Raw genomic sequence first — 26,085 nt, 5'->3', positions numbered from 1 at the left:
TTGTTTGTTGGGCGGAATCACACGGCACAGTCGCGTGTCATGCTACGGCGTTGCCACCGTCCGTATCACAGTTCGTTGTCTAGCAGTCATGGGCTGTATGGGCAAAAGCTCATCCCGTGTTGCGATCCTCGGACGTCACGCCAAGCTGCTTGAGCTTACGGTGCAGGGCACTGCGTTCCATCCCCACGAATCCCGCGGTACGGCTGATGTTCCCCCCGAAACGCAGCAACTGCGCCTGCAGGTACTGGGTTTCGAACAGATCACGGGCCTCACGCAGCGGCAGGCTCATCACATCCTCGTCAGAATCAAATTTGAGCAGCGCAGGCGCGCCTTCCCCCACGGTGGATGGCAGCATGTCGGCGCGGATCGGGTCCGTGCTGTTGCCCGGCATCATGATCAGCAGGCGTTCCATGAGGTTGCGCAGTTCACGCACATTGCCCGGCCATTCATAGCTCTGCAGTGCAGCGATCGCATCACCCGACAGTTCACGCAGCGGCAGGCCGGCATTCTCGGCCGCGCGGTCAAGGAACATGCGGGCCAGTTCGGGTATGTCCTCACGTCGTTCACGCAGGCTGGGAATACGCAGCGGCACGACCGCAAGGCGGTAGTACAGATCCTCGCGAAAGCGCCCCATCGCGATTTCGGACTGCAGGTCGCGGTTGGTGGTGGCCAGCACGCGCACATCCACCTTGACCCGCCGCGCACCGCCCAGGCGCTCGAATGTCTGGTCCTGCAACGCGCGCACGATCTTGCCCTGCGTTTCCAGCGGCATGTCGGACACTTCGTCCAGCACCAGCGTGCCGCCATGCGCGCGTTCCAGCACCCCGGTGCGGCGGCCCGCGCCGTCATCCCCGCCCTCGATACCGAACAGTTCCTCCTCGAACCGGCCGGGGGCGAGGGTGGCGCAGTTAAGCGCGATGAACGGCCCTTCCGCCCGGCGGGAACTGGCGTGGATCATCCGCGCCGCCACTTCCTTGCCGGTCCCCGCAAGGCCTGAAATCAGCACGCGCGACCCGGTGGGGGCCACACGGTCGATCTGGTTGCGCACGGCGGTAATGGCAGCACTACGCCCCTCCAGCACGGTACCGGAACCCGCGCGCAGGCGCAGTTCGGCATTTTCGCGCGCAAGGCGCGACGCCTCCAGCGCGCGGCGCACCACGACCAGCAGGCGGTCGGCCTGAAAGGGTTTTTCGATAAAGTCATACGCGCCATGCTGCAGGGCGGCGACCGCGGTCTCGATCGTGCCATGTCCCGAAATCATGATGACCGGGATGGACGGTTCCTCCTTATGCAGGACATTCAGGATGCCCAGGCCGTCCAGCCGTGACCCCTGCAGCCATACATCAAGCACCACCAGCGAGGGCCGACGTTCCCGGAAGGCCGCAATGGCGGAATCGGAATCCGCCGCCAGCCGCGTCTCGTATCCCTCATCAGCCAGAATACCCTCGATAAGGAGCCGGATATCCGGCTCGTCATCGACGATCAGGATTTCATGCCCCATGGTCGTCCTTTATCGGCAAAATCAATGTCGACACAGCTCCCCTGCTCCCGGCGCGGTCCGCAAGCCCGATGCTACCGCCATGATCCTCAAGAATCTTCTTGACGATCGCAAGGCCAAGTCCGGTTCCCTTGGGCTTGTGGGTCACATATGGCTCGGTCAACCGGGCGCGATCCTCGACCGGCAACCCGATTCCATCATCCTCAACGCTCAGGATGACGTTCGGATCATCCTGCTTCAATGTAATACGGATCGTGCCGATCACGCCATCCCCGCCGGCCGCCCCGACTTCGGGACGCATGGCGATTGCGTCCGCCGCATTCTGCAAAAGGTTGGTCAGCGCCTGCCCTACCAGCCTGCGGTCACACTGGACCAGCGGGCCACGGTCGGGCAGGTGGACCTCATACAGGATTTCGGGGTGCGCGTTGCGCTGCAGGATCAGTGCCTCGCGCACGATGCGCGACAGGTCCTCCATGCGCATGACCGGTTGCGGCATGCGGGCAAAGGCGGAAAATTCGTCCACCATGCGCCCGATATCCCCCACATGGCGGATGATGGTGTCCACGCACTGGGCGAAGGTATCGGGGTCGGACGTGATCTCACGCAGGAAGCGGCGCTTGAGCCGTTCGGCGGCAAGCTGGATGGGGGTCAGCGGGTTCTTGATTTCATGCGCGATGCGACGGGCGACATCGGCCCACGCCGCCTTGCGCTGCGCAACCTGCAGGGCAGTTATGTCATCAAAGGTCACGACATAACCATCAGCGAAATCGCCGGTCACCGTGCTCTGCATTTCCGCGCCGATTCGCACCAGCAGGGTACAGGCGCGTCCACCCGCCAGCACCTGCACCTCGCCCGTCAGTTCACGGCCGCCTTCCTGGGCGATGCGTCCCAGCATGGTGCCCAGTTCGGGCACCACGTCCGTCAGCGGGCGTCCCACACTGGCCGCCATGTCACGCTGCAGCAGCACGCTTGCCGCACGGTTGGGCAATTCGATCATGCCATTCGAATCCAGCCCGATGACCCCGGCCGACACCCCCGACAGCACGGCTTCGGTAAACCTGCGGCGTTCATTGATCTGGTTGGTGGCGTTGACCAGTTCCGCACGCTGGGTCGCAAGCTGCGTGGTCATGCGGTTGAAGGCGCGTGACAGGCTGGAGACCTCGTCATCACGTTCGCCTTCAGGCACGTTGCTGTCCAGGTTGCCCTTGCTGACCCGTTCGGACGCCAGGATCAGCAGCCCCAGCGGCCGCACGATCTGGTTGGCCAGCATGAGGCCGATCAGAATCGCCGCCCCCAGCACCAGCACGGCCACAAGGGCGAAGATCAGCACGAAGGTGAACTGGATCTTGGCCCGGTTGCCATTCAGGCGCCTGTAATCGGCCACCACCTGTTCGGTGCGGTGCATGTGTTCAAGGATATCGGGGTCCACCGGCCGCGCGATCATGAGCATGAGCGGTGGCGTGTCCCCCAGTGTGACAACCGCGCGGACGGTCTTTTCATCCGGGGAATCAAGGATCGCGATTTCATTTGTCCGCGCCATAAGGGTGGCCGCGGGCGGCGGCAGGTCCTTCAGATTGGCGGCCCGTCCCATAAGCCCGCCCGACGCCACGACGGTATTGGTGAACGGGTCATAGACCACCGCCACGTCCAGCCCCCGCAGCGTGGCCTGCGAATCCAGCACCTGCGACAGCGCGTCGGGATCATGCAGCAGGTCAGCCCCCGAACCGGACAGCCCGTTCTGCGCGCTGACCAGGTAATTGGCCAGCGAGAACGCCTCGGTACGGATATTGGCGTTATGTTCCTGCAGGTAGCCACGCGATGTTTCCAGCGCCTCGTTCAGCGCGGTGTTCACCCGGTCACTGAACCAGATCTGGATGCCGTAATGGAAGAACACGGCGGCGAACGTGCCCACCACGATGGTGGGCGCCACCGCGACGATGCCAAACAGCGTGACCAGCCGCACATGCAGCCGCGCCCCGGCCAGCCCGCTGCGGCGTTCGGCCACCACACGCCCGACCTTTTCCGTAAGCGACGTGGCCAGCAGCAGCAGCACGAGGAAGTTCAGGATGAAGACCAGCGCCTGGATCTGCGGGTGATGGGCCAGCGACTTGCCACCCGACAGCACGACGAAGGTCGCGACCCCCAGCACCAGCGCCAGCAGCACCAGCACCAGCGCCACGTTGCGCCGTACCAGCATGTCCAGCACCCGCCGGGCCAGCCGGTAGGCCATGTTCGGGCGCGACGTCGCGTTCATGTTCACGCGCCGCCGCGCACGACCGGAATATCCAGATCCCTGATCTTCTTGCGCAGTGTATTGCGGTTCAGTCCCAGCATGGCCGCCGCCCGGATCTGGTTCCCCCGCGTGGCCGCCAGCGTCATGGTGATCAGCGGGCGTTCGACCTCGGCAATCACCTTGTCGTAAATATCGCTTAGCGGCATGCCGTCCTGCCCCGATGACAGGAAGCGGCGCAGGTGCCGTTCCACCGCCTCGGCCAGTGTCTCGGCCGTTCCGCTGCCTGCGGTTTCGCCCGGTGGGGCCATATTGCTGGCCTCGGCCAGTTCGGCTGCGATGATGTCGGCGCCTATGCTTTCCTGCGGGTGGAGTGCGGTGATCCGGCGCATGAGGTTTTCAAGTTCACGCACGTTGCCCGGCCAGCGATAGGCCTGGAGCCGGGCCATCGCCTCATCATCCAGCACGCGCGCGTTGCCGGTGCCTTCGGCATTTTCATTCAGGAAGTGCCGCGCCAGCAGGGGAATGTCCTCCACCCGTTCGCGCAGCGGCGGCAGACGCATGGGCACCACGTTCAGGCGGTAGTACAGATCCTCGCGGAACGTACCGGCCCGGATCGCCTGCCGCAGGTCCCGATGGGTGGCGGCGATGATACGCACATTGGCGCGGATGGGCATGGTGCCGCCCACGGTCGTGAACTCCCCGTCCTGCAGCACGCGCAGAAGGCGGGTCTGGGCTTCGGGTGGCATGTCCCCGATTTCATCAAGGAACAGCGTGCCGCCTGCCGCCTGTTCAAACCGCCCGGCGACACGGGTGGTCGCCCCGGTAAAGGCGCCGCGTTCATGGCCGAACAGTTCGCTTTCGATCAGGTTGCGCGGGATGGCGGCCATGTTGATGGCGACGAAGGGGCCGGCACGCCTGCGCCCGTAATCATGCAGGGCGCGGGCCACCAGTTCCTTGCCCGTGCCGCTTTCGCCGTTGATCATCACCGTCAGGTCCGATGTCGTAAGGCGGGCGATGATGCGGTAGATGTCCTGCATCACCACCGACCGCCCGATCAGCGACATCTGTTCATCCGGCTGGGGCGGGGCCAGCGGCTGCACGGGTGTTGCGGGGGTGGCCAGCGCGCGGGCGACCACCGCCAGCACTTCCTTGAGGTCAAAGGGCTTGGGCAGGTATTCGAACGCGCCGCGCTGGGTCGCCTTGACCGCCGTCATCAGCGTGGACTGCGCACTCATGACCACAACACGCAGGTCGGGACGGATGCGGCGGATGCGCGGGATCAGGTCCAGCCCGTTTTCATCGGGCATGACGACATCGGTGATGACAAGGTCGCCCTCGCCTTCCTCCACCCACTGCCACAGGGTCGACGCCTGGGCGGTGGTACGGACCTGATAGCCCCCACGCCCCAGCGCCTGGCTCAGCACCGTACGGATGGAGCGGTCATCATCAGCAACAAGAATGGTCGGCAGCGACATACGCTATAAATCTCTCAGGTCCAGTGGGGGAACATCACGGCGTGTCCCGGCCCTCGGTCACGACAGGCAGGTGCAGCAGGACCTCGGTGCGGCCGGGCTGGCTTTCCACCTCGATCACGCCACCATGGTCGCCCACGATCTTGCCAGCCAGCGCCAGTCCCAGCCCACTGCCCGTGGTCTTGGTTGTCAGGAAGGGTTCGAACAGGTGCGGCCGGATGTTTTCGGGAATGCCCGGCCCGTTATCGCGCACCGACACCAGCAGCGGCAGCTGCACGCGCTGGCTGCCCGCCCCGGTGGATACCCATATGCCGGGCCGGTAGCTGGTGGTCAGGGTGATTTCGGGCGGGGCCGCATCATCGGGATTGGTGTGCAGGGCCTCGGCCGCGTTCTTCACCAGGTTGAGCAGCACCTGCACCAGCTGGTCGCGGTTGCCCCAGACCGGCGGCAGGGAGGGGTCATAGACTTCATGAAAGCGGATATCGGCGGCAAAGCCCTGCTGCGCCAGCCTGCGCACATGTTCCAGCACGCGGTGGATGTTGACGGGCCTGCGTTCGATGGGCCGGTCGCTGAACATGTCCATCCGGTCGACGAGGTCGCGGATGCGGTTGACCTCGTCCTGGATCAGCACCGCAAGCTCACGGTCGGATTCGCCCACCGATGTTTCCAGCAGCTGCGCCGCACCCCGGATACCCGATAGCGGGTTCTTGACCTCATGCGCCAGGATCGCCGCCATGCCCGCGACACTGCGGGCAGCCGAACGGAAGGTCAGCTGCCGGTCCAGCACGCGCACGGCTGAAAAATCATGGAAGGTCAGCACGACCGAACCCGATTCTTCCATGACCGGCGCGCCCTGCACCGTCACCCCGTCATGGCGCAGGCGGGGGCTTTCCAGTGTGACCTCGTGCTCGACCACCGTATGGTCCTCGGCACGGACCTGTTCCATCAGCAGGAACAGCGGGCTGTCACCGGGCAGGATGTCGGTCAGGCGCATCTGCACCAGATGCGCGCGCGACATGCCGAAAAAAGGCTCCGCCGCGCTGTTGACGTATCCGATGGCGTTATCCGCCCGCACGACCACAACCGGCAGCGCCAGCGAGTCGAGGATCACGCGCCCGTTGCCCGTCACGTTATCGGGCGCGCAGGGTTCATGGGGGACAGGGGAAAGCGGGCCCATCCTCATGCCGCCTGTGCAGCGGCCCTTTCGGCCCCCACGGTGGACGGGCGCGGCCCGCGCACATTGCCCGCTTCAATCTGGCGGTCATAGAATTCATGGATCATGCCGACAGCCGCATCGACCGTATCAACCCGGTTGACGGCGGCGCGGAAACCCGCGGAATCCGGCAGGCCCGCCGAGTACCATGACACATGCTTGCGCGCCAGGCGCAGGCCGGGGTGGGCACCAAAATGGTCGATCATCATGCCATAATGTTCCAGCACGATGGCCTTTTCCGCCGCAAGGTCAGGTTCGGGCACGTGTTCACCATGCATGAGCGCGCGCGCCACCTGTGCCAAGAACCACGGACGGCCATAACAGCCGCGCCCGATCATCACGCCGCGCGCACCCGAACGTTCCAGCGCCACGCGGGCATCTTCCACCGTCAGGATGTCGCCATTGACGATAACCGGCAGGTCCACCGCATCGACCACGTTGCGGACGAAATGCCAGTCCGCCGTGCCGTTATAGAACTGCTGGCGGGTGCGGCCATGGACCGTCACCATGCGTATGCCCGATTCCTGTGCAATCCGCGCAAGTGTGGGGGCGTTCAGGCTGTTATGGTCCCAGCCCATGCGCATTTTCAGGGTCACGGGCACATCCACCGCGCGCACCACGCCTTCCAGCAGGCGACCGGCCTGTGCCTCGTCACGCATTAGCGCGGAACCGGCCAGTTGCCCCACCGCCACCTTTTTCACCGGGCAGCCGAAATTAATGTCGATGATATCCGCCCCGCGATCGACCGCGATCCGCGCGGCCTGACCCATCGCTTCGGGGTCGCAGCCGGCCAGCTGCACGGAATTGGGGCCGTCATCCGCCACTTCCGCCATGCGCAGGGTATTTTCGTTTTCGCGGATCATGGCCCATGACGCGATCATTTCGGACACGACCAGCCCCGCCCCCAGCCTGCGCGCCAGCCTGCGGAACGGCAGGTCGGTCACCCCGGCCATGGGCGCCAGAATGACGGGCGCCTGAAGGACGACCCCCCCCCCCAGATCAATGGGCGACAGCAGTTGAGACGACATGAACCACGCTTCCCCGCCGGAACCCAGCCGCGCCCGATGGCGGCAGAAAGGCATGCCGGCTACAATATCCACCAAATAATGCTTATGATTTAGGCAGAATACCCTCTCCCGCCGCCCCGTGCAATCAGGTTCGGTGCATTGGGGAAACATTTTCATGTCGGCCCATGCCCCCGCGCGGGCCAGTCAGTCCACGCTCAATGCTTGACGCGCGGGCCACATGGCCGCATTGTTCCGCATCATGCGTGTTGCAGCCATCCTTCTCGCCGCGGGCCAGGGCAGCCGGTACAGCGCCCAGACCGTGACACCCCTCGCCAAGCAGTATGTCACGCTCGGCGGGCGGCCCGTCATCCGCCACGCGGCGGATGCCCTTGCCCCTCATGTCGGCATGATCCAGCCCGTGGGCGATCCCGCCCTGCTGGCCAGTGCGCTGGAGGGGTTCGCCCCTGCCGGCTGCACGGTCCTGCCGGTTGTTCCGGGCGGCGCCACGCGACAGGCCAGCGTCAGCGCGGGGCTGGACGCCCTTGACCGCCTGCCTGAAAATGCGCGCCCCGAACTGGTGCTGATCCATGACGGCGCGCGCCCCTATGTGCCGGCCGCGGTGACGCAGGGCGTGATCGCGGCACTGGAAAAGCATGCGGGCGTGATCCCCGCAGTCCCGGTGGCCGACACCATCAAGCGCGCGAAGGACGGCATCATTACCGATACCGTGCCCCGTACCGACCTGTTCCGCGCCCAGACGCCACAGGGTTTCCGTTTCGCGCTGCTGCGTGACCTGCACCGCGCGGCAAGTGCCGCGGATGCCACCGACGACGCCGCCCTGCTGGAACAGGCGGGACACCACGTGGCCATCGTTCCCGGTTCGGAAGACAACATCAAACTGACCTACAAGGAGGATCTGGTGCGCCTGGAACGCCTGATCGGCCCGACCCTGCTGCCGCGCACCGGCACGGGCTACGACGTGCATGCCTTTGCCGAAAACCGGCCCCTGATCATGTGTGGTGTCAACGTGCCGCACACGCGCGGCCTTGCGGGCCATTCGGATGCGGATGTGGGTATCCATGCCCTGTGCGACGCCATTTACGGCGCGCTGGCCGAAGGCGACATCGGCCGCCATTTCCCGCCCAGCCAGAATGAATGGAAGGATGCCGACAGCGCGCGCTTCCTGGTCCATGCAGGTGAACGCATCCGCCAGCGCGGCGGCATGCTGGTCAATGCCGATGTGACCCTGATCTGTGAACGGCCCAAGATCGGGCCCCATTCGGAAGCCATGCGCGCGCGCCTGGCCGAACTGCTGAAGGTTGATGTGGACCGGATTTCGGTCAAGGCCACGACCTCCGAACGCCTTGGTTTTACCGGACGCGAGGAAGGCATTGCCTGCCTGGCCAGCGCCACGGTGCTGGTGCCCTGATCGCCTGAGACACAAAAACGGCCCGGTCTCATGCCGGGCCGTTTTTGTTTGCGGATTTCTAAAGAATAAAGTTTTCAGGTGTCGCCTTTTTTCAAAAAGGCGGCGTTCTTTGAAGCTTTTTGCAGACCGCCCTTTGTCTCAGCCCATATGGCACAGCCGCAGGAAACGCGATGCGTCCGTGACCTCAAGGCCCACCAGACGCAGGGCTGCTTCCTGCTTGTCGTCCCTGCCCCATATGTCCATCTGGGTGCGTTCATCCACGGATGCGATCTCCGCCGCCTTTGCGTCGGGCAACGCGCCTGTCACAACCGCCAGTCCCAGCACGATGCTTTTCATGGCGGGCACCATTACCCCCAGTGCGGCAAGTGCTGGATTATCCATCTTTTCCAGGATGCCGCGCCATGCCGCCTGCACCGCCGGTGCCTGCGACAGGGGCATGATGCCCTGCGTCACCGCCATATCGATGCCATAACGCGCTTTCAGCCACGCAAGCTGCGGATCCCATTCCGCCTTCTGGCGCGCGCACAGCAGGGCGGGATGATCCGCGCGGTAGCACAGCAGTTCCCCATCCACATATTGCAGCAGGGCGCTTGCCTGCGCTGCAGGGTCCGGGGCGACGCGTTCGATCATGGTACCGGCAATACGGGTCAGCGGCAGGTCATCGGGGGTGAAGTCCCCGCCCTTTTCCCCACCGGCATGCGCCCATTCATCGGCAATCGCACCGGCCAGCGCACGCGACATGACACACAGCGGCGTCCCACCGGGCAGGCGGATGCCGCGCCCGTCAAGCTCGACACTGTATCCCCCCTCCGCCGGACGGGCGGCGGCCTGTGTCCAGAACCGCCTGCGCCTGCCCTGTGTCTGGGGTGTGGGGGGACGTACCCCCTCCTTCATTCCGTTGCCCTGCGTCATTTCAGGATACCCAGCCCCTTCAGCAGGCCAGCCGCCTTCTTTACATCCGGCGAGGACTTGGAATTGCCCAGCAGGCCCGCAGCGCCAGAGGACTGCGCCTTGGGCGCCGCCGTCGTGGGTTCGGGTCCGGCCTGCCCTTCACGCGCAACCTTCAGCGTCGCGGGGCACGGATCGGCCACTGCCTTGCTATCCGATCCGCCCAGCAGCAGGCCGATGGCGTAACGGCCATCCGCACCGCCATCCATCTTGGGACGCGGGGACGAAAGCGTTCCCCCCACGCGCAGCGGCACGGTGGCGCCAGTGCCACCGATCATGACCTGCGGCACAAGATGCAGGTCCAGGTCATGCGATACCATGCCCACCGTGCCCTTGCCGGTCACGGTCAGCGCATTGGTCTGCACGCCGATGGTATCCACATTTGCCCGCTTGTCCGCCATGTTCATGTGCAGGCCGAAGCAGCGCAGCGCGATCGGGCCGGAACCCAGCGCGCCACGTGCCGCATCACCCAGCAGTTCACCCAGCGCGCTGCCGCTGACCGTGCCATTGATCATGGATACGCCAAGGTGCCCGGTCATGCCGGTGCGCAGTTCGGTCGCGGTATTGCCCTGCGAGCGCACTTCACCCACGACCTGCAACGCGCCCTGCACCATGTTGGACAGGCCCGCCTTGCTTTCCAGCCATGTCGCCGGCAGCACCAGCGTGCCGATGGTGCCCGATACGGTGGGCACGCTGCCCGATGCATCGACCTCGAACTGGCCCGACAGGCGGCGGCCCGTGCCTTCGGCCTGTAGCGGATCAACCTTCAGCAGCCCGTTGCGCAGGCTGATATGGGTCAGGGCGTTGCGGTATTCATCGCCCTCGAATTCCAGCTGCGCCACGGTCAGGCGCAGGTCGGCATCCAGCTTGCGCAGCCGGTCGAATGGCAGCGTTTCATCACTGCCCTTGCCATTTGCAGGCGTGACAGTGTTTGCGTCCGCCTTGGTGGTGGTGGCGTTGCCCATCAGGGCATCCGCATTCACCCAGCTTGCATCAATTGCGCCACTGACCAGCGGCACCCCGGAATGCCCGCCGTGAACCGACAGGTCCAGCGCCCCCTTGAGGGAGACCTGCGTGCTCTTGACCACAATATCCGAAAGCTGGAAATGCGCGCCGTTATCCTCGCTGACCAGGTGGGTCGAGGCTTCCAGGTGATCGATCGCCGCACCATTGGGCAGCGGCAGCTTGCCCGCGGTTGCGTTGACATTCACCACCGCGCGCGAACCGCCCAGCGTGCCCGCGACACGCAGGCTGCCCGGATCACCCGACAGGTCCAGCGACAGCGGCAGCGGGTCGGCCAGGTGCGACAGCGCCGCCTGTTCCACCTGTTGCAGCGATCCCAGCGTGCCGGACAGTTTCAGCCCCTGCCCCTGCCACGTGCCCTGACTGCGGATGGTCACGGCGTCCTTTGGACCCGGCGCATCAACCGACAGCCCCTGCAGCGTCAGGCCGGACAGGTACTGCCCGGCATCCACCGCGCCCGTGTCCAGATGCAGGGAATTGAGCAGCGGCGTGCTGCCTTCCTTGTCCGCGGCGCTGCCATCCACCACATTGGCCTTGAGCGACAGCCGCCGCACATCCGGCAGGCTCAGCCCCGGCACGAACGCGTCGATCGCCTTCAGGCTGGTGATATTGCCATCCAGTTTGACGTTATAGCCCTTCATGTGGTCGGGGTCGGCCACGGTGCCATCCACTGTCAACTGCCCCACCGGCTGCCCACCGGCTTTGAACGCCGCCTGCAACGCAACCGGCCAGCCGGCCCGTGCGGTGGATGTCAGGCTGATCGCACCCGTGTGGCCCGCCAGCGTGAAGCTGCCGCTATCGTTATGGCCCGCCACATCAATTTCGGGTTTCGCGCCATCAACATCCGACAGGTTGATGTGGTCCAGCACCACCTTGCCCCTGCTGCCCGACATCTGGTCGTCCCAGTCAAGGTCGGCATTGCTTATGCGGATGCTGCCGATCTGCACCTTCCAGTCGGACGCGGCCTGCGTGGTCTTTGCATCCGGCGTGGCCGTGGCCTGCGCGCTGGTGGGCGACAGGCGCCAGTTGGCCTCTCCCTTGTTCGTGCGTTCCAGATGGACGACGGGGTGGACCAGCTTCAGGTCCTCCAGCCGGATTTCGTGGTGCAGCAGCGCCATCAGCCCCATGCTGGCCTGCAGCTTGTCTGCCGTCACCATGTCCGTATAGGCGCCACCGGCCATGTCCGACAGGCCGACATCACTTACGGACAGCGACAGGGTGGGCAGGACATGCAGTTCCAGCCCACCCATGCGCACCTTGCGTCCGGTCTGTTTTTCAATTGCGGCAATGGCCTTGGTGCGCAGCGCGTCGGGGTCCAGCATGGACTTGACCGCAAGCCCCGCCCCGCCCGCGATCACGACCAGTGCTGCGACCGAGCCGAGGAGTATGCGCCGTGCATTTCCGTTATGTGCCATTTCAATTCCTGTCCTGTACCATTCGGGCCGCGCTAGCTGCGGCGGGGCTGTGCCGTGGCGGGTGCGACAAAACCGATCTGCCGGAATGTCTCACGCATGTGGGGGGGCAGGTCCGCCTCGACCACCAGCGTGCCACCTGCCGGGTGCGGCAGTTCCAGCCTGCGGGCATGCAGGTGTAGCTTATCCGTAAACCCGGTGACATGCGCTATGTCACCGCCATATTTCGGATCACCCAGTATGGGGTTGCCCAATGCCTCGCAATGCACACGCAGCTGATGGGTACGGCCCGTCAGCGGCGAAAGTGCCAGCCACGACAGCTTGCGCCCCGCCGCATCCAGCACCTCGTATTCCGACAGGGCATGCACCGCGTCCGCATCGCCCCGTTCGGCCACGACGCTGATGGCACCGGCCCCCGCGCCCAGCTTGGTCAGCGGCTGGTCAATGATACCCGTGGCCGGGCTGGGACGCCCCACGACCACAGCCCAGTAGACCTTGTGCACGTCACGCCCGCGAAAGGCCGCCGCCAGCTTGGCCGCAACCCCGGGCGTGCGCGCGACCAGCAGCAGGCCGGACGTATCACGGTCAATACGGTGGACCAGGCGCGGACGCGGGTCATCTGGGTTTTCGCGCAGGCCATCAAGCAGCGCGTCGATATGGTGCGTGATGCCCGGCCCGCCCTGCACCGCAATGCCTGCGGGCTTGTTCAGCACGATCACGTGGTCATCACGGTAGACGACCATCTTGTTGATCTCGCGCACCTGCCGCTCGTCCAGCGGTTTGACCGCCAGTGGCGGCGGGCGGTTGGCGTTGGGTATGGGCGGCACGCGCACCGCCTGCCCGGGGGCCAGACGGGTGGCGGCAGTGGCGCGCCTGCCATCCACGCGCACCTGCCCCGTGCGACACAGCTTCTGCAACGCACCCTGCGTCAGATGGGGGTAATGCCTGCGGAACCAGCGGTCGAGGCGGATATCGGCTTCGTCATCGCTGACGGTAAGGGTAACGACACTCATGACCCACGGCTTTCGCGCACTCTGTTCCAACTGTCCAGTCGTCGCGCCACTTCGCGTTCATATCCACGCCCGGTGGGCTGGTACAGTTTCGGGCGGCGCATGCCATCGGGGAAGTAGTTCTGGCCCGATATGCCCCCTTCCGTATCATGGTCGTATTCATAGCCCTTGCCGTAGCCGATATCCTTCATGAGCGTGGTCGGCGCGTTGAGGATATGGGCCGGTGGCATCAGGCTGCCGGTGGCGCGCGCCGCCCGGCGGGCCATGTTGTAGCCCTTGTACACCGCATTGGATTTTGGCGCGGTGGCCAGGTGCACCACAAGCTGCGCCAGCGCCAGTTCGCCTTCGGGCGATCCCAGGCGTTCGAATGTCTCCCACGCGGCGACTGCCAGCGGCAGGGCCTGCGGGTCGGCCATGCCCACGTCCTCGGCGGCGAAGCGGGTCAGGCGGCGGGCGATGTAGCGTGGGTCCTCGCCCCCTTCCAGCATGCGGGCGAACCAGTACAGCGCCGCGTCCGGGTCCGATCCGCGCATGGATTTATGCAGGGCGGAAATCAGGTTGTAATGTTCCTCCCGGTCCTTGTCATACAGCGCGGCGCGGCGGGCCAGCAGGCTGGACAGGCCAGCGGGATCCAGCGGGGCCTTCTGCGGTGGCAGGGCCAGAAGCTGCTCGACCATGTTCAGCAGGTAGCGCCCGTCCCCATCGGCCATGGCGCGCAAGGTGGCGCGGGCTTCGGATGTCAGCGGCAGGGTCGTGCCGGTCGTGGCTTCGGCACGTTCCAGCAGTTTTTCCATCGCCGCGTCATCCAGACGGTGCAGCACCAGCACCTGGCAGCGCGACAGCAGCGCACTGTTCAGCGCAAAGGACGGGTTTTCCGTCGTGGCACCCACCAGCACCACGGTGCCATCTTCCACCACAGGCAGGAATCCGTCCTGCTGCGCGCGGTTGAAGCGATGGATTTCATCAACGAACAGGAGCGTGCCGCCGCCACTGGCGCTGGTGCGCCGGGCATCCTCAAACGCGCGCTTGAGGTCGGCCACGCCGGAAAACACCGCCGAAAGCTGCACGAAGCGCAGCCCCGCCGCATTGGCCAGCAGGCGGGCGATGGTGGTCTTGCCCACCCCCGGCCCACCCCACAGGATCAGGCTGGCCAGTGACCCGCGCGCCAGCATCTGCCGCAGGCTGCCCTGAGGCCCCAGCAGGTGATCCTGTCCCACCACGTCATCCAGCGTTGCGGGACGCAGGCGGTCGGCCAGTGGCTGCGTGCGGGCGGCGACTTTCGGTTCATGGGCCGGAAACGGGACCGGACCACGCCTGTCGTGCTGTGGCGGGGGCGCGCCAAACAGATCCGTCGGCTCGTTATCCATGCTGTCACGCCTGCCTGCCATATGCTCCTGCCTGTATCATCCTGATCGGCCCATGTGGCAGATCATTACCAGATTTGGGAAGTATTACCCCGCAATACCAGTGCCGGGCGCACAATACACGCCCTGCGCTGCAATGGCAGACGCTGTCAGAACTGGAAATAGATGAAGGGTTCCGGCGGTCGCCCGCCAATCAGGAACACCAGCAGCACAAGGGCGACCCCTGCCGCCACCGCCATCCACGGTGCGGGCTGCAGGCGTTCGATCACCACCTGCTGCGATGCCGGACCAATTACCGCCACGGCTGCCGCCAGCGCCAGCACGGCCGGGTGGTGGACCGCAGTACCCCCCATGCCATGCAGCCCGGCCATGGCCCCCAGCATGCGCCCTGCCGTTGCAAGGTCGGCGGCGCGGAACACCACCCATGTCAGCAGCACGAACCCCATGGTCAGCACATACCCACCCACGCGGGGCATGACACGTCCCGCGCGATCCCATGCATGCGCTACGGCCAGCGCCGCGCCATGCAGCAGGCCCCACACGACAAAGTTCCACCCCGCCCCGTGCCACACGCCCGCCAGTCCCATGGTCACCATGACATTGACGGCCTGCCGCAGCGGCGTGCAGCGGTTTCCGCCCAGCGGGATATAGATGTAATCACGCAGGAAACGCGACAGCGTCATATGCCACCGCCGCCAGAAATCCCGCACCGAAACCGCTGTATAGGGCGCGTTGAAATTGAATGGCAGGCGGATGCCCATCATCAGCGCCATGCCGATGGCCATGTCGGAATAACCCGAAAAATCGAAATAGATCTGCAGCATGTAGGCCACAGCCGCCAGCCATGCCGCCCCCATGCCGGGCACATGGCCCGCATGGGCGGCATCAAACACCGGCGCGCAGATGGTCCCCAATGTGTCAGCCAGCCCCACCTTCTTGCCAAGGCCCACCAGCAGCAGCAGGCTGCCCCGGCCCAGGTTTTCCCACATCGCGGCATTGCGCGGACTGTTGTCGAACTGCGGGATCAGTTCGTTATGCCGCACGATGGGGCCAGCCACGAGTTGCGGGAAGAACGTGACGAATTCCATGAAATCCGCCAGCCGGTACACCCGCGCCTGTCCCCGGCCCAGATCGACAAGGTATGAGATTTTCTGGAACACGAAAAACGACAGCCCCAGCGGCAGCACGATGGACCATGCCATATGGTCCCGCCCCATCCAGTGCATTACGCTGCCCGCCAGCCAGTCGGCGTATTTGAAGCCGAACAGCACGGCAAGATTGCCCGCGATCCCCACCCGCAGCCACATGCGCCGGCCGGTCCGCCCCCACATGAAGGCGACCATCTGGCTGAACCCGATCATCGCCAGCAAGAACGGCACGAAACGCCAGTCCCATAATCCGTAAAACAGCACCGACGCAGCAATGATCACGCCCTGTCGCGCGGCCCGGCTGTCGCCCACGGCGTAATACAGACCAAGGACCAGCGGCAGGAAGACAACCAGGAACGACTGTGACGCAAACAGCATCAGCCGCCGCGTTCCGCCACCGCCCGCCCTGCCGCATGGCCACTGGCCCATGCCCACTGGAAATTGTAGCCACCCAGCCAGCCGGTCACGTCCACTGCCTCGCCCACCATGAACAGGCCGGGCACGTCACGCGCCTCCATATCGCGTGAGGACAGGCAGTCCGTATCAACCCCACCGCGCGTGACCTCGGCCTTTACATAGCCTTCGGTGCCATGCGGGTTGAGCCGCCAGCCCGACAGGACACTGGCGACATTGGCCAGCACCGCGTCGGGCATGCCCGCAAGCTGCCCGTCAGGCAGGTGTGCCTGCGCCATAAGCTGTGCCAGACGCTGCGGCAGCAGCATGGACAGCATGGCCACCCCGCCTGCACGCGGGCGGTCGCGCTTGATTTCCAGCAGCCTGCTGGCGGCATCGATACCGGGCAGCAGGTCGATATCCAGCACCTGCCCCGGCTGCCAGTAGGATGAGGCCTGCAGGATGGCAGGCCCCGACAGGCCACGATGGGTAAAGACCATGCCATCACGGAAGGTAACCTGGCGTGCCTGCCGCCCTTGCCCCGCATGGCAGGTAATGCCCACCGTGACCGACAGCCCGGCCAGCGGTTCCATCCATTCACGGTCCTGCGCACCGAATATCAGCGGCACCAGCGCGGGTGCTGGCTGGACGATACGTAGCCCGAACCGGCGCGCAAGGTCATGGGCCAGCCCGGTTGCCCCCAGCTTGGGAATCGACAGGCCGCCGGTCGCCACAATCAGGCTGGGCGCATGGAAGGTACCGTGATCCGTCTCGACCCGGAAATGCCCCGCACCGTCACGCGCCACGTCAATAATCCGGTGCGACACCCGCACATCCACCTGCCCCGCCGCGCATTCACGTCGCAGCATGTCCACGATGTCGCGCGCCGAACGGTCACAGAACAGCTGACCCGCCGCCTTTTCATGCCATGGGATACGATGGCGCTGCACCATCGCCAGAAAATCGGCGGGCGTGTACCGCGCCAGCGCCGATTTGGCGAAATGCGGGTTGGCGGACAGAAACTGCCCCGGTCCCGTGTCCATGTTGGTGAAATTGCACCGGCCCCCGCCGGAAATCAGGATCTTGCGGCCTGCATGCGGCGCATGGTCCAGCACCAGCACGCGCGCGCCTGCCTGCCCCGCCGTGGCGGCCGCCATAAGGCCCGCTGCCCCGGCCCCCAGCACGATGGCGCCGAAACCGGCAGTATGTGCTGTCATGTCCCTAGAAATCCAGATCCGCGTAATGGGCGGGAGGGGTGAAGCCGGTGATGCGGTCCTGCAGCAGCGCGCGGAAACACGGGCGGCTCTTGACGCGGGCGTACCAGTCCTTGGCCGCCGGCGCGCGCGACCAGTCCACGTCATCAAGGAAATCAAGGCACGACAGGTGTGCGGCCGCCGCGAAATCCGCCATCGACAGCATGTTGCCTGCCAGCCACTGCCGCGTTTCCGCCAGCCAGTCGATATAGGACAGGTGGACGCGGATGTTGGCATAGCCCGCACGCAGGGCCGCGCCATCGGGATTGCCCTTGCCCGAAATGCGCTTCATCACCTTTTCATTGAGCAGGTTGCGCGAGACCTCGGCCCCGAATTTCTCATCGAACCAGACCACCAGCCTGCGCACCTCCACCCGTTCGGCCAGCGTGCGGCCCAGAAGCGGGGTGTCGGGATAGGCTTCCTCCAGATATTCGCAGATGACCCACGAATCGGGAATGCACAACCCGTTGCTTTCCTGTAGCATGGGCACCGTGCCGGCCGGGTTGCGGTCAAGATATTCGGGACGACGTTCCCACACCCGCTCGGTCTTGAGTTCAAACGGCAAGCGCTTTTCCCCCAGCACGAGGCGGACCTTGCGGGAATAGGGGGAAAGGGGAAGGTGATACAGGATGCGCATGTTCCCGCTTTATTGCATTGTCACGCCCTTCGCCAAGCCCCGAGTGCACAGGGATGAAAAAGTATGGCTGCATGGCAGGTGAATGGGGCATCCTTCACTCGACAGTGACGGCCTGACACGGTAGCTGGAAACAACACGGCCCATTCACCAGACAGGACAGGATAACGTTGCCCGACGAATTGCGTCCCACACCGAAAATCCGCGCACGCGGGCGGTCGTTCCTTGCCCTGGTGCTGTCGCCCGAACCCGTTCTGGCCGACTGGCTAGCCGGGCTTGATGCACAGATCGCGCGATCGAGCACATTCTTTGCCGGCAAGCCGGTCATCCTTGACCTGTCCCTGCTTGACGCCACGACGGAGGGGCTGGCCGAACTCTATCCCGCGCTGTGCGCGCGTGGCATCCGCATCATCGGCATAGAAGGCGGTGATGCCTCATGGCCGGCCTGCGCGGGATGGGACTGGCCATCGGGGTTCATGGGCGGGCGGGCGTCCGGGGCAGTGGACATCCCCGATGACGCAGCGCCCGTGCAGCCGCAGCCGCCACGCGGGTCATCCATGATCATCGAACAGCCCATCCGTTCGGGTCAGGTGATCATGAACCCCGATGGGGACATCATCATCATCGGCTCGGTCGGCTCAGGCGCGGAGGTGACGGCAGGCGGGTCGATCCATATCTATGGCCCGCTGCGTGGCCGCGCCATCGCAGGCATGAACGGGCAGCCCGACGCCCGCATATTCGCCCATTCCATGCAGGCGGAACTGCTGGCCATTGACGGATATTACATAACGGCGGAAGAAATTGATCCGCAATATGTTGAAAAACCTGCACAGATCGTCCTCACTAATGACACACTTGTGGTCCAGCCGCTTGTGCCGCCTGCCTTTCCCGTGCGCAAACGCTAGGCAGGCACCCGAAAGTCCCCCGTCGCGCTCCTTACGCGTGCCAACCCATCCAACCGTATCCATCAGGTCATGAACAAGAAAACACCTCCTAAAAGCGGACAAACAGGTACCTCAATGGCAAAAGTACTGGTTGTCACATCCGGCAAGGGTGGCGTCGGAAAGACCACGTCAACCGCCGCACTGGGCGCCGCACTGGCCCAGACCGGGCAGAATGTCGTCGTGGTCGATTTTGACGTGGGCCTCCGTAACCTCGACCTGGTGATGGGGGCGGAACGGCGGGTCGTGTTCGACCTGATCAACGTGATCCAGGGCGACGCCAAGCTGTCGCAGGCGCTGATCCGTGACAAGCGCATCGAGACGCTGTCCATCCTGCCCGCGTCCCAGACGCGCGACAAGGACGCCCTGACGGCCGAAGGGGTCGCCCGCGTCATGCAGGAACTGCGGGAGAAATTCGACTGGGTGATCTGTGACAGCCCGGCCGGGATCGAACGCGGCGCGCAGCTGGCCATGTACCATGCCGACCACGCCATTGTCGTAACAAACCCCGAAGTATCGTCCGTGCGCGACAGTGACCGGATCATCGGCATGCTGGACAGCACGACCGAAAAGGCGAAGGGCGGCGGCAAGATCGAAAAGCACCTGCTGCTGACCCGCTACGACCCGGCCCGCGCGGCGCGGGGCGAGATGCTGCGGATCGAGGATGTGCTGGAAATCCTGTCCATCCCGCTGCTGGGCATCATTCCCGAAAGCGAGGAAGTGCTGCGCGCATCGAACCTTGGCGCGCCGGTGACGTTAAGCAGCCCTGACAGCCCGCCTGCCCGTGCCTATGCCGAAGCGGCGCGCCGGCTGGAAGGCGAGAAACTGGAGATCACGGTCCCGACCGAACGCAAGGGCCTGCTGGCCCGCCTGTTCAAGGGGAAAAGCTGATGAGCCTGTTTGGTTCCCTTTTTGGGCGCGGCACGAAAACATCCGCCCCTGTTGCCCGCGACAGGCTGCAGATCCTGCTGGCGCACGAACGGACGGGAGAGGGCAATGAATCCGACCTCCTGTCCAAACTGCAGGCGGAAATCATTGAAGTCATCAAGCGGCACATTCCCGTCGAGCAGGAAAAGGTGCAGGTGAAGCTGGACCGCGGCAATTCCGTCTCGATGCTGGAAATCGACATCGAGGTACCGCAGATCCGCACGCCGGGCCGCCGGTAGGCGCGCGCCCGGCCGGGCCATACCCCGTCAGGACAGGCGGGGTTCGATCCAGCGGCGCGCGTGTTCGAAATCACGCGTGACCGCCACCTGCGCCGCCGCCACGTCACGCCGGCGCAATGCCGCGATCAGGTCGTCGTGCGGGTGGGTGCGCCCTTCATGCTGCATCTGGATCATGGGGCGTGACAGGGCATAGATCGGTCCGATGCGCATCCACAGGTTGCGCAGGATCGTCGCGGTCAGCGGCAGTTCGGCCAATGTCGCCACCGTGGTATGGAAATCGGCGTTGAAGGCCGCCATGCCGCCATCGTCACCGGCGTGCGATGCATTCATGAACTGCTGCTGCAGGATGACCAGCGCCTCGACCCCGTGATCGGACGCACGCTGGGCGGCGGCAGCGGCAAGACGCATTTCCAGGTCAACGCGCAGGTCATGGATTTCGGCAAAGCTGCGCTGGGTCATGGCTGGCACGACGGCGGTATTGCGATCATTGAGTTCCAGCGCATGTTCGGACACAAGGCGCAGCAGCGCCTCACGCACCGGGGTGGGGCTAAGCCCCAGTTCCGCCGCCAGCGGCCGCAGCACCAGCCGTTCGCCCGAGCGATAACGGCTGCGGATCAGCCCACGACGCACATGCTCATAGGCGTCGTCGCTCAACGCGCGGCGGGGAAGCTTTTCAGACTGGCCTGCGCTGAATGATACCATGCCGTTTACTTCATCCTTAATGCAAATAGGTCTTATTAATATCGATCAATAATGATCTGGCCGTGAATGGCAACGCCTGACGCAACGAAAAAGTCATTTTTTGCCGCATTTAGACTGTCTGCGGGCTGATCTGCCCCCAAAACCGCCTTAGGGGGGAACCCCTTTCCTGTCGGCCCGTTAGGACGGGCAATGATCCGTAACGGACATGCCACCATGCGCATGCCTGAAACCGACAAGGAGAGCATCATGTCCGATGCAGGTGAAAATACGTTCCTGACCGATGTGCAGACCCTGCGCGAACGCGCGAAGAAAGCAATCGAAAAAGGGGCCCTTACCCCTGCGTACCAGGGCAATGTCCAGACCGCGATCGACCTGCTGCAGACTGTCGTTGCGACCGAACTTGTATGCGTGCTGCGCTATACCATGCATTCCATTTCCGTCACGGGCATTACCAGCGAAAGTGTTTCCAGCGAATTCGCGACCCACGCCAAGGAGGAACGGGCCCACATGATGTGGGCGGCCGACCGCATTGACCAGCTTGGCGGCGTGCCGAACCTGTCGCCCGAAGGGCTGGCAACCCGGTCCGCCACCGAGTATGGCGATGGCGGCAACCTGATTGAAATGGTGCGCCAGAACCTTGTGGCCGAACGCCTGGTCATCGAACACTATCGCGAACTGATCCGCTATTTTGCCGATCATGATCCCACAACGCGGATCATGCTTGAAAAGATCCTTGCGGAAGAAGAAGAACACGCAACCGACATGCATGACCTGCTGGTCGCCCACGAAGGCCGTCCCTTCCTGCAGTCCTGACCTTCTTCCACCTTCTTTCCGTCGCCTGCACCACATGCGCCCACCCTGCCCCGGACGGACCGGGGCGGGTGGCGTTGCCGCGCGCGGCGTCCGGCCACACAGGCCCGACAAACCACAGAACTGACTGAAAACGGAGATTTCCCCATGACCAAGCCGAAAACCCATGACCTGTTCATTGGTGGCGCATGGTCCAAGGCCGACAATACCGAACACGAGACCATCCGTAATCCCGCAACCGGGGAAGTGCTGGCCCAGGTTGCGGTCGCAGGTGAAGCCGATGTCAACCGCGCACTGCGTACCGCACAGGACGCCTTTCCCGCGTGGAGCCGACAGGTCGCCACCGACCGGGCGGATTACCTGTACCGCCTGATTGAACTGATCCGGCGCGATGCGGAAAAGCTGGCGCGCATCATCACGTCTGAAAACGGCAAGCCGCTGAAGGAAGCCCGGATCGAGGTCAATTTCGCCATCCAGCTGATCCGCTTCGCCGCTGAAAACGTACGCCGCCTGGAAGGCAATATCATTCCCGGCAGCCGCCCGGGTGAGAAGATCCTGATCGAAAAGATCCCGCACGGCGTGGTGGCCGGCATTTCGGCATGGAACTTCCCCCTCGCCCTGACCGCGCGCAAGATGGGTCCGGCACTGGCGGCAGGCAATACCTTTGTCATCAAGCCACATGAACTGACGCCGCTTTCGACCCTGGCGCTAGCGGAACTGTCGGTTGAAGCCGGTTTCCCCAAGGGCATATTCAATGTCGTGACCGGCGGCGGCGCGACCGTGGGCAACGCGCTGGTGACCAGCCCGATCACCAGGCTGATTACCATGACCGGCAGCACGCCCGCAGGTCGCAAGATCATGGCCGCCGCATCCGAGGGACTGAAGGAAGTCCGGCTGGAACTGGGGGGCAAGGCGCCGTTCATCGTGATGGAGGACGCGGATATCGACGCCGCCGTGAATGCCGCCGTCTCCGCGCGCTTCATGAACTGTGGCCAGGTCTGCACAGCCAATGAACGCACCTATGTCCATACGGCAGTCTATGACACGTTCCTCAAGCGCCTGCGTGCGAAGGTCGAAGCCCTGAAAACCGGCAACCCGCTGGATGAAAAGACCGATATGGGGCCGAAGATCAGCGCGCAGGAACTGGAAAAGGTCGATGCCATGGTCCGCAAGGCCGTGGAACAGGGGGCAAAGGTCGAACTGGGCGGCAGGCGCCTGACGGGCAGCGACTATGACAAGGGCAATTTCTATGCCCCCACGCTGCTGACCAACGTGAACGGTGACATGGACATCGTGCGCAACGAAGTGTTTGGCCCCGTGCTGTCACTGATCCGCGTAAAGGACTTTGATGACGCCATCGCGCAGGCCAACAACTCACGCTATGGCCTGTCCGCCTATATGTTCACGCAGGACCTGAAGAAGATCATGCGCATGACCAATGAACTCAACTTCGGTGAGATCTACGTCAACCGTGAAGGGGGCGAGGCCGCACAGGGCTTCCATCACGGTTATGGCGATAGCGGCATCGGCGGGGAGGACGGCCAGTACGGGCTGGAAGCCTATGTCGATACCAAGACCGTTTACCTGAACGCATAAGGCAGGCGGTACGACACCACACGCCATGGGCGGTCCGGAGCAATCCGGGCCGCCTTTTTTATTGCCCTGTGCCAGGGATTTCGACCGGGTTACAGCATCGATCAACCATGGAAAAGCTTCAAGGAACGCCGCCTGTTTGAAAAAAAGACAGCATCCGGAAACTTTTATTCTTTTTTATCAGATCGTTGTTTTGGAATACTGTTTCAAATCTGGCGCATCCACACCGTATCGATCGCGTGGCTGGCGCTTTTGTGCATGACCACGCGGGCACGTTCGCGCGTGGGCAGGATATTCTGCTGCAGGTTGGGCAGGTTGATGCGCCGCCAGATATCATGCGCCATGCGCGTGGCTTCATCGGGTGTCAGGTCGGCACAATGATGGAAATAGGATGTCGGCTTGCGGAATGCCGTGCGCTGAAGCGACAGGAAGCGTTTTACGTACCAGTCCTCGATCACCTGCGTGTCCGCATCCAGATAGATGGAAAAATCGAAGAAGTCAGACGCCATGAACGGCTGTTCGGATACGGTCTGCAGCACGTTCAGCCCTTCGAATATCAGGATGTCGGGCTGGTCGATCACCTGATAGCGGTCGGGCACGATGTCATAGGCTTCATGCGAATAGACCGGCACCTGCAGGTTACGCTCCCCCGCCTTCAGCGCGGCGAGGAAGGCAATCATCTGCCGCAGGTCATAGCTTTCGGGAAAGCCCTTGCGGTGCATGAGCCTGCGCTTTTCCAGTTCGCGCGTGGAATGCAGGAAACCATCGGTCGTGACCAGCGCCACATTCGGGTGGTCGGGCCAGCGCGACAGCACCGCCTGCAGCAGGCGCGCGAACGTGCTCTTGCCCACGCCCACGCTGCCCGCAATACCGATCACGAACGGCATGGTCACGGCAGGCGTGCCGATAAAGGCGCTCTTGACCATGTTGTTCATGCTGCGCGTCGCCATGACATGCAGGTTGAGCAGGCGCGACAGCGGCAGGTAGACCTCGGTGATGTCTTCCAGCGAAACCGGTTCATTATGCCCACGCAGGGCCGCGATATCCGCCTCCCCCAGTGACTGGGGCACATTTGCGCGCAGGGCCGCCCATTCCGGACGGGGAAAGATCAGATAAGGCTGTACCATCCCGTGGGGTGGCTGCGTGGAGGGAACAGGACGCGCATCCAGCACACAGTTCTCCATGCCCTTGTCCTTTCTGTTGTGGCCCTGCGCGTGGGTGCAGGTCATCTGCCGCGTATCACCATCATCCCCGCCAATCCATACGCCAGTTCCCCAATTTAGCGTGTGCGGGGGCCGCAGACCCGGCTTTCCTCCCATCCTGATAAAGACGTGATAATTGTGACACACTGTCCGCCCCTGCACGGATGGTATGGACCGGGTGCCGGGTCTGCATGCATCCCGCCTGTATACCATGCGTTGGTACACGAACCCGGCCTGCACCGATACATGCATGAAGGATCTGGACCGCTGCAATGAACGACGCCACCATCCACCCGTTTGCCGCCACATCACGCATCACCACGGCCACTGACTGGACGGACGAACGCGCACGCATGGCCCTGCGGCGCATACTCGATGCCGCCATACGCAGCGCCATGCCTGATGTGGTGCTGGCGCGCTACCTGCCGCAACGGCCGAAGGGGAAATGCGTGGTGGTGGGCGCGGGCAAGGCCGCTGCATCCATGGCCGCCGCACTGGAACAGGCATGGCCCGATGTGGACCTGACGGGATGCGTGGTGACACGCGACGGGCATATGACCCCCACGCGCCGTATCCGCGTGCTAGAAGCCAGCCACCCCGTGCCCGACAGCCGGAGTGAGGCCGCCGCGCGTACCATGATGGCTGAAGTAACGGGACTGGGACCGGATGATCTTGTCATCGCCCTGATTTCGGGCGGGGGATCGGCGCTGCTGGAACTGCCGGCGGATGGCCTGACGCTGGATGACATCCGCATGGTCAACCGTGCCCTGCTGCATTCAGGGGCGAGCATACGCGACATGAACGTGGTGCGCCGCCACCTGTCGGCCATCAAGGGGGGCGGTCTGGCCGCCGCCGCCAGTCCCGCGCGCGTGGTGACCCTGGCCATAAGCGACGTGCCGGGCGACGACCCGCTGACCATCGCCAGCGGTCCGACGGTGGCCGATCCCACTACGGCAGCCGACGCCCGCGCCATCATCGCACATTACGGCATTACCGTGCCCGATGCGGTGCAGCGTGTACTCATGCATCCGCCGGTCGCCAGCACGCTTTCCCCACGCAATCGCTATACCCTTGTTTCCACACCGTTCATGGCGTTACAGGCCGCCGCCAGTACTGCGCGTGAACTGGGGCTGGCACCGCTGATCCTTGGTGATGCACTGGAAGGGGAAAGCCGGGACACGGGCACGTTCATGGCAGGCATCGCCCTGTCGGCGCGCCAGCATGGCATGCCGGTGGCAGGCCCTGCGGTGCTGCTGTCGGGTGGCGAGACAACAGTGACCATCCACCCCGACCGGCCCCCGCCGGGACGGGGCGGACGCAATACGGAATTCCTGCTGTCCATGGCCAATACCCTGCAGGGACATGAAGGGATCTGGGCCATTGCAGCGGATAGTGATGGCATTGACGGGACCGAGGACGCGGCAGGCGCGATCATCACCCCCACCACCCTGTCCCGCGCCCGCACGCTGGGGTGTGACCCGCGCGCCTGCCTGCGCGCGCATGACAGCTACACCGTGTTCCAGCAGATGGGCGACCTGGTCATGACCGGCCCCACCCTGACCAACGTCAACGATATCCGGGCGGTGCTGGTCATCTGAAGGGTATTTCAGAAACCTGAAAACGTTTTTGGTGAA

The 26,085-nt window shown here is 64.2% G+C and carries 21 protein-coding genes; 7 read left to right on the top strand and 14 right to left on the bottom strand.

The features are described from left to right. Positions 1-109: 109 nt before the first annotated feature. From ntrX to dusB, 5 genes are read right to left on the bottom strand one after another with little or no spacing between them, the layout of a single operon-like run. On the bottom strand, positions 110-1,501 hold the full coding sequence (gene ntrX / locus AC1RQ9_RS01005) for a nitrogen assimilation response regulator NtrX (protein ID WP_193733578.1): 1,392 nt from the start codon (positions 1,499-1,501) through the stop codon (positions 110-112). Then, complete coding sequence (locus tag AC1RQ9_RS01000; RefSeq protein ID WP_485985240.1) at positions 1,491-3,752, bottom strand: sensor histidine kinase NtrY-like; 2,262 nt, start codon at positions 3,750-3,752, stop codon at positions 1,491-1,493. The genes ntrX and AC1RQ9_RS01000 overlap by 11 nt, the downstream gene beginning before the upstream one ends. 2 nt (positions 3,753-3,754) lie before the next feature. Continuing rightward, a complete protein-coding gene (gene ntrC, locus AC1RQ9_RS00995) occupies positions 3,755-5,206 on the bottom strand; it encodes a nitrogen regulation protein NR(I) (protein WP_485985239.1) in 1,452 nt (483 codons plus the stop codon). Between the two features lie 34 nt (positions 5,207-5,240). After that, positions 5,241-6,380, bottom strand: coding sequence for a two-component system sensor histidine kinase NtrB (locus AC1RQ9_RS00990; RefSeq protein WP_485985238.1), 1,140 nt, complete (start codon positions 6,378-6,380; stop codon positions 5,241-5,243). A gap of 2 nt (positions 6,381-6,382) precedes the next feature. Then, entirely contained in the window at positions 6,383-7,498 is a 1,116-nt protein-coding gene (gene dusB / locus AC1RQ9_RS00985) for a tRNA dihydrouridine synthase DusB (protein WP_485985408.1), read from the bottom strand. Positions 7,499-7,682: 184 nt separating this feature from the next. Here dusB and ispF point away from each other — a divergent pair, with 184 nt between their 5' ends. Next, positions 7,683-8,852: a 2-C-methyl-D-erythritol 2,4-cyclodiphosphate synthase gene (gene ispF / locus AC1RQ9_RS00980; protein ID WP_485985407.1), complete on the top strand. Its 1,170-nt coding sequence runs from the start codon at positions 7,683-7,685 to the stop codon at positions 8,850-8,852. A 138-nt stretch (positions 8,853-8,990) separates the two neighbouring features. Here the strand turns inward: ispF and AC1RQ9_RS00975 are convergent, their stop codons facing one another. The 7 genes from AC1RQ9_RS00975 to fzlA all read right to left on the bottom strand — a co-directional run bounded on the left by AC1RQ9_RS00975 (position 8,991) and on the right by fzlA (position 18,040). Beyond that, on the bottom strand, positions 8,991-9,764 hold the full coding sequence (locus tag AC1RQ9_RS00975) for an ATP12 family chaperone protein (RefSeq protein ID WP_485985237.1): 774 nt from the start codon (positions 9,762-9,764) through the stop codon (positions 8,991-8,993). After that, positions 9,761-12,238: an AsmA family protein gene (locus tag AC1RQ9_RS00970; RefSeq protein ID WP_485985236.1), complete on the bottom strand. Its 2,478-nt coding sequence runs from the start codon at positions 12,236-12,238 to the stop codon at positions 9,761-9,763. The genes AC1RQ9_RS00975 and AC1RQ9_RS00970 overlap by 4 nt, the downstream gene beginning before the upstream one ends. Positions 12,239-12,270: 32 nt before the next feature. After that, a complete protein-coding gene (locus tag AC1RQ9_RS00965; RefSeq protein WP_193733571.1) occupies positions 12,271-13,248 on the bottom strand; it encodes an RluA family pseudouridine synthase in 978 nt (325 codons plus the stop codon). Further along, positions 13,245-14,633, bottom strand: coding sequence for a replication-associated recombination protein A (locus AC1RQ9_RS00960; RefSeq protein WP_485985235.1), 1,389 nt, complete (start codon positions 14,631-14,633; stop codon positions 13,245-13,247). Before AC1RQ9_RS00960 ends, AC1RQ9_RS00965 begins: the two co-directional genes overlap by 4 nt. A gap of 125 nt (positions 14,634-14,758) precedes the next feature. Then, a complete protein-coding gene (locus AC1RQ9_RS00955) occupies positions 14,759-16,135 on the bottom strand; it encodes an MBOAT family O-acyltransferase (protein WP_485985234.1) in 1,377 nt (458 codons plus the stop codon). Then, on the bottom strand, positions 16,135-17,367 hold the full coding sequence (locus AC1RQ9_RS00950; RefSeq protein ID WP_485985233.1) for a BaiN/RdsA family NAD(P)/FAD-dependent oxidoreductase: 1,233 nt from the start codon (positions 17,365-17,367) through the stop codon (positions 16,135-16,137). Before AC1RQ9_RS00950 ends, AC1RQ9_RS00955 begins: the two co-directional genes overlap by 1 nt. Before the next feature lie 4 nt (positions 17,368-17,371). Then, complete coding sequence (fzlA, locus tag AC1RQ9_RS00945) at positions 17,372-18,040, bottom strand: FtsZ-binding protein FzlA (RefSeq protein WP_010507101.1); 669 nt, start codon at positions 18,038-18,040, stop codon at positions 17,372-17,374. Positions 18,041-18,207: 167 nt separating this feature from the next. Here fzlA and minC point away from each other — a divergent pair, with 167 nt between their 5' ends. From minC to minE, 3 genes are all read left to right on the top strand, one after another. Next, positions 18,208-18,942, top strand: coding sequence for a septum site-determining protein MinC (gene minC, locus AC1RQ9_RS00940; RefSeq protein ID WP_485985232.1), 735 nt, complete (start codon positions 18,208-18,210; stop codon positions 18,940-18,942). Between the two features lie 114 nt (positions 18,943-19,056). After that, the gene (minD, locus tag AC1RQ9_RS00935; RefSeq protein ID WP_010507105.1) at positions 19,057-19,869 is read left to right on the top strand and encodes a septum site-determining protein MinD; all 813 of its coding nucleotides are present in this window, start codon (positions 19,057-19,059) and stop codon (positions 19,867-19,869) included. Next, complete coding sequence (gene minE, locus AC1RQ9_RS00930) at positions 19,869-20,144, top strand: cell division topological specificity factor MinE (RefSeq protein ID WP_193733563.1); 276 nt, start codon at positions 19,869-19,871, stop codon at positions 20,142-20,144. Before minD ends, minE begins: the two co-directional genes overlap by 1 nt. Before the next feature lie 27 nt (positions 20,145-20,171). On the opposite strand, the gene AC1RQ9_RS00925 is transcribed toward minE, so the two are convergent. Next, on the bottom strand, positions 20,172-20,846 hold the full coding sequence (locus tag AC1RQ9_RS00925; RefSeq protein ID WP_485985231.1) for a GntR family transcriptional regulator: 675 nt from the start codon (positions 20,844-20,846) through the stop codon (positions 20,172-20,174). Positions 20,847-21,035: 189 nt separating this feature from the next. On the opposite strand from AC1RQ9_RS00925, the gene AC1RQ9_RS00920 reads away from it, so the two are divergent. Together AC1RQ9_RS00920 and aldA are read left to right on the top strand one after the other, a co-directional pair. Next, complete coding sequence (locus AC1RQ9_RS00920; protein WP_019091691.1) at positions 21,036-21,659, top strand: ferritin-like domain-containing protein; 624 nt, start codon at positions 21,036-21,038, stop codon at positions 21,657-21,659. Positions 21,660-21,803: 144 nt separating this feature from the next. After that, positions 21,804-23,252 carry an aldehyde dehydrogenase gene (gene aldA, locus AC1RQ9_RS00915; RefSeq protein ID WP_485985230.1) on the top strand — a complete coding sequence of 483 codons (1,449 nt, stop codon included), beginning with the start codon at positions 21,804-21,806 and terminating at the stop codon, positions 23,250-23,252. A gap of 203 nt (positions 23,253-23,455) precedes the next feature. On the opposite strand, the gene coaA is transcribed toward aldA, so the two are convergent. Beyond that, the gene (gene coaA, locus AC1RQ9_RS00910; protein ID WP_193733567.1) at positions 23,456-24,433 is read right to left on the bottom strand and encodes a type I pantothenate kinase; all 978 of its coding nucleotides are present in this window, start codon (positions 24,431-24,433) and stop codon (positions 23,456-23,458) included. A gap of 290 nt (positions 24,434-24,723) precedes the next feature. Here coaA and AC1RQ9_RS00905 point away from each other — a divergent pair, with 290 nt between their 5' ends. Next, the gene (locus AC1RQ9_RS00905) at positions 24,724-26,049 is read left to right on the top strand and encodes a glycerate kinase type-2 family protein (RefSeq protein ID WP_485985229.1); all 1,326 of its coding nucleotides are present in this window, start codon (positions 24,724-24,726) and stop codon (positions 26,047-26,049) included. The last annotated feature ends 36 nt before the right edge of the window (positions 26,050-26,085 follow it).

The organism is Komagataeibacter ossonobensis, from assembly GCF_057359305.1.
The sequence above is the reverse complement of the archived record's forward strand: the minus strand, read 5'-3'. Positions and strand labels throughout refer to the sequence as shown.

Coding starts and splice junctions, on each gene's coding strand:
- ntrX (WP_193733578.1), bottom strand. CDS start 1,501: ATGGGGCATGAAATCCTGATCGTCGATGACGAGCCGGATATCCGGCTC.
- AC1RQ9_RS01000 (WP_485985240.1), bottom strand. CDS start 3,752: ATGAACGCGACGTCGCGCCCGAACATGGCCTACCGGCTGGCCCGGCGG.
- ntrC (WP_485985239.1), bottom strand. CDS start 5,206: ATGTCGCTGCCGACCATTCTTGTTGCTGATGATGACCGCTCCATCCGT.
- AC1RQ9_RS00990 (WP_485985238.1), bottom strand. CDS start 6,380: ATGGGCCCGCTTTCCCCTGTCCCCCATGAACCCTGCGCGCCCGATAAC.
- dusB (WP_485985408.1), bottom strand. CDS start 7,498: ATGCCTTTCTGCCGCCATCGGGCGCGGCTGGGTTCCGGCGGGGAAGCG.
- ispF (WP_485985407.1), top strand. CDS start 7,683: ATGCGTGTTGCAGCCATCCTTCTCGCCGCGGGCCAGGGCAGCCGGTAC.
- AC1RQ9_RS00975 (WP_485985237.1), bottom strand. CDS start 9,764: ATGACGCAGGGCAACGGAATGAAGGAGGGGGTACGTCCCCCCACACCC.
- AC1RQ9_RS00970 (WP_485985236.1), bottom strand. CDS start 12,238: ATGGCACATAACGGAAATGCACGGCGCATACTCCTCGGCTCGGTCGCA.
- AC1RQ9_RS00965 (WP_193733571.1), bottom strand. CDS start 13,248: ATGAGTGTCGTTACCCTTACCGTCAGCGATGACGAAGCCGATATCCGC.
- AC1RQ9_RS00960 (WP_485985235.1), bottom strand. CDS start 14,633: ATGGCAGGCAGGCGTGACAGCATGGATAACGAGCCGACGGATCTGTTT.
- AC1RQ9_RS00955 (WP_485985234.1), bottom strand. CDS start 16,135: ATGCTGTTTGCGTCACAGTCGTTCCTGGTTGTCTTCCTGCCGCTGGTC.
- AC1RQ9_RS00950 (WP_485985233.1), bottom strand. CDS start 17,367: ATGACAGCACATACTGCCGGTTTCGGCGCCATCGTGCTGGGGGCCGGG.
- fzlA (WP_010507101.1), bottom strand. CDS start 18,040: ATGCGCATCCTGTATCACCTTCCCCTTTCCCCCTATTCCCGCAAGGTC.
- minD (WP_010507105.1), top strand. CDS start 19,057: ATGGCAAAAGTACTGGTTGTCACATCCGGCAAGGGTGGCGTCGGAAAG.
- minE (WP_193733563.1), top strand. CDS start 19,869: ATGAGCCTGTTTGGTTCCCTTTTTGGGCGCGGCACGAAAACATCCGCC.
- AC1RQ9_RS00925 (WP_485985231.1), bottom strand. CDS start 20,846: ATGGTATCATTCAGCGCAGGCCAGTCTGAAAAGCTTCCCCGCCGCGCG.
- AC1RQ9_RS00920 (WP_019091691.1), top strand. CDS start 21,036: ATGATCCGTAACGGACATGCCACCATGCGCATGCCTGAAACCGACAAG.
- aldA (WP_485985230.1), top strand. CDS start 21,804: ATGACCAAGCCGAAAACCCATGACCTGTTCATTGGTGGCGCATGGTCC.
- coaA (WP_193733567.1), bottom strand. CDS start 24,433: ATGGAGAACTGTGTGCTGGATGCGCGTCCTGTTCCCTCCACGCAGCCA.
- AC1RQ9_RS00905 (WP_485985229.1), top strand. CDS start 24,724: ATGAACGACGCCACCATCCACCCGTTTGCCGCCACATCACGCATCACC.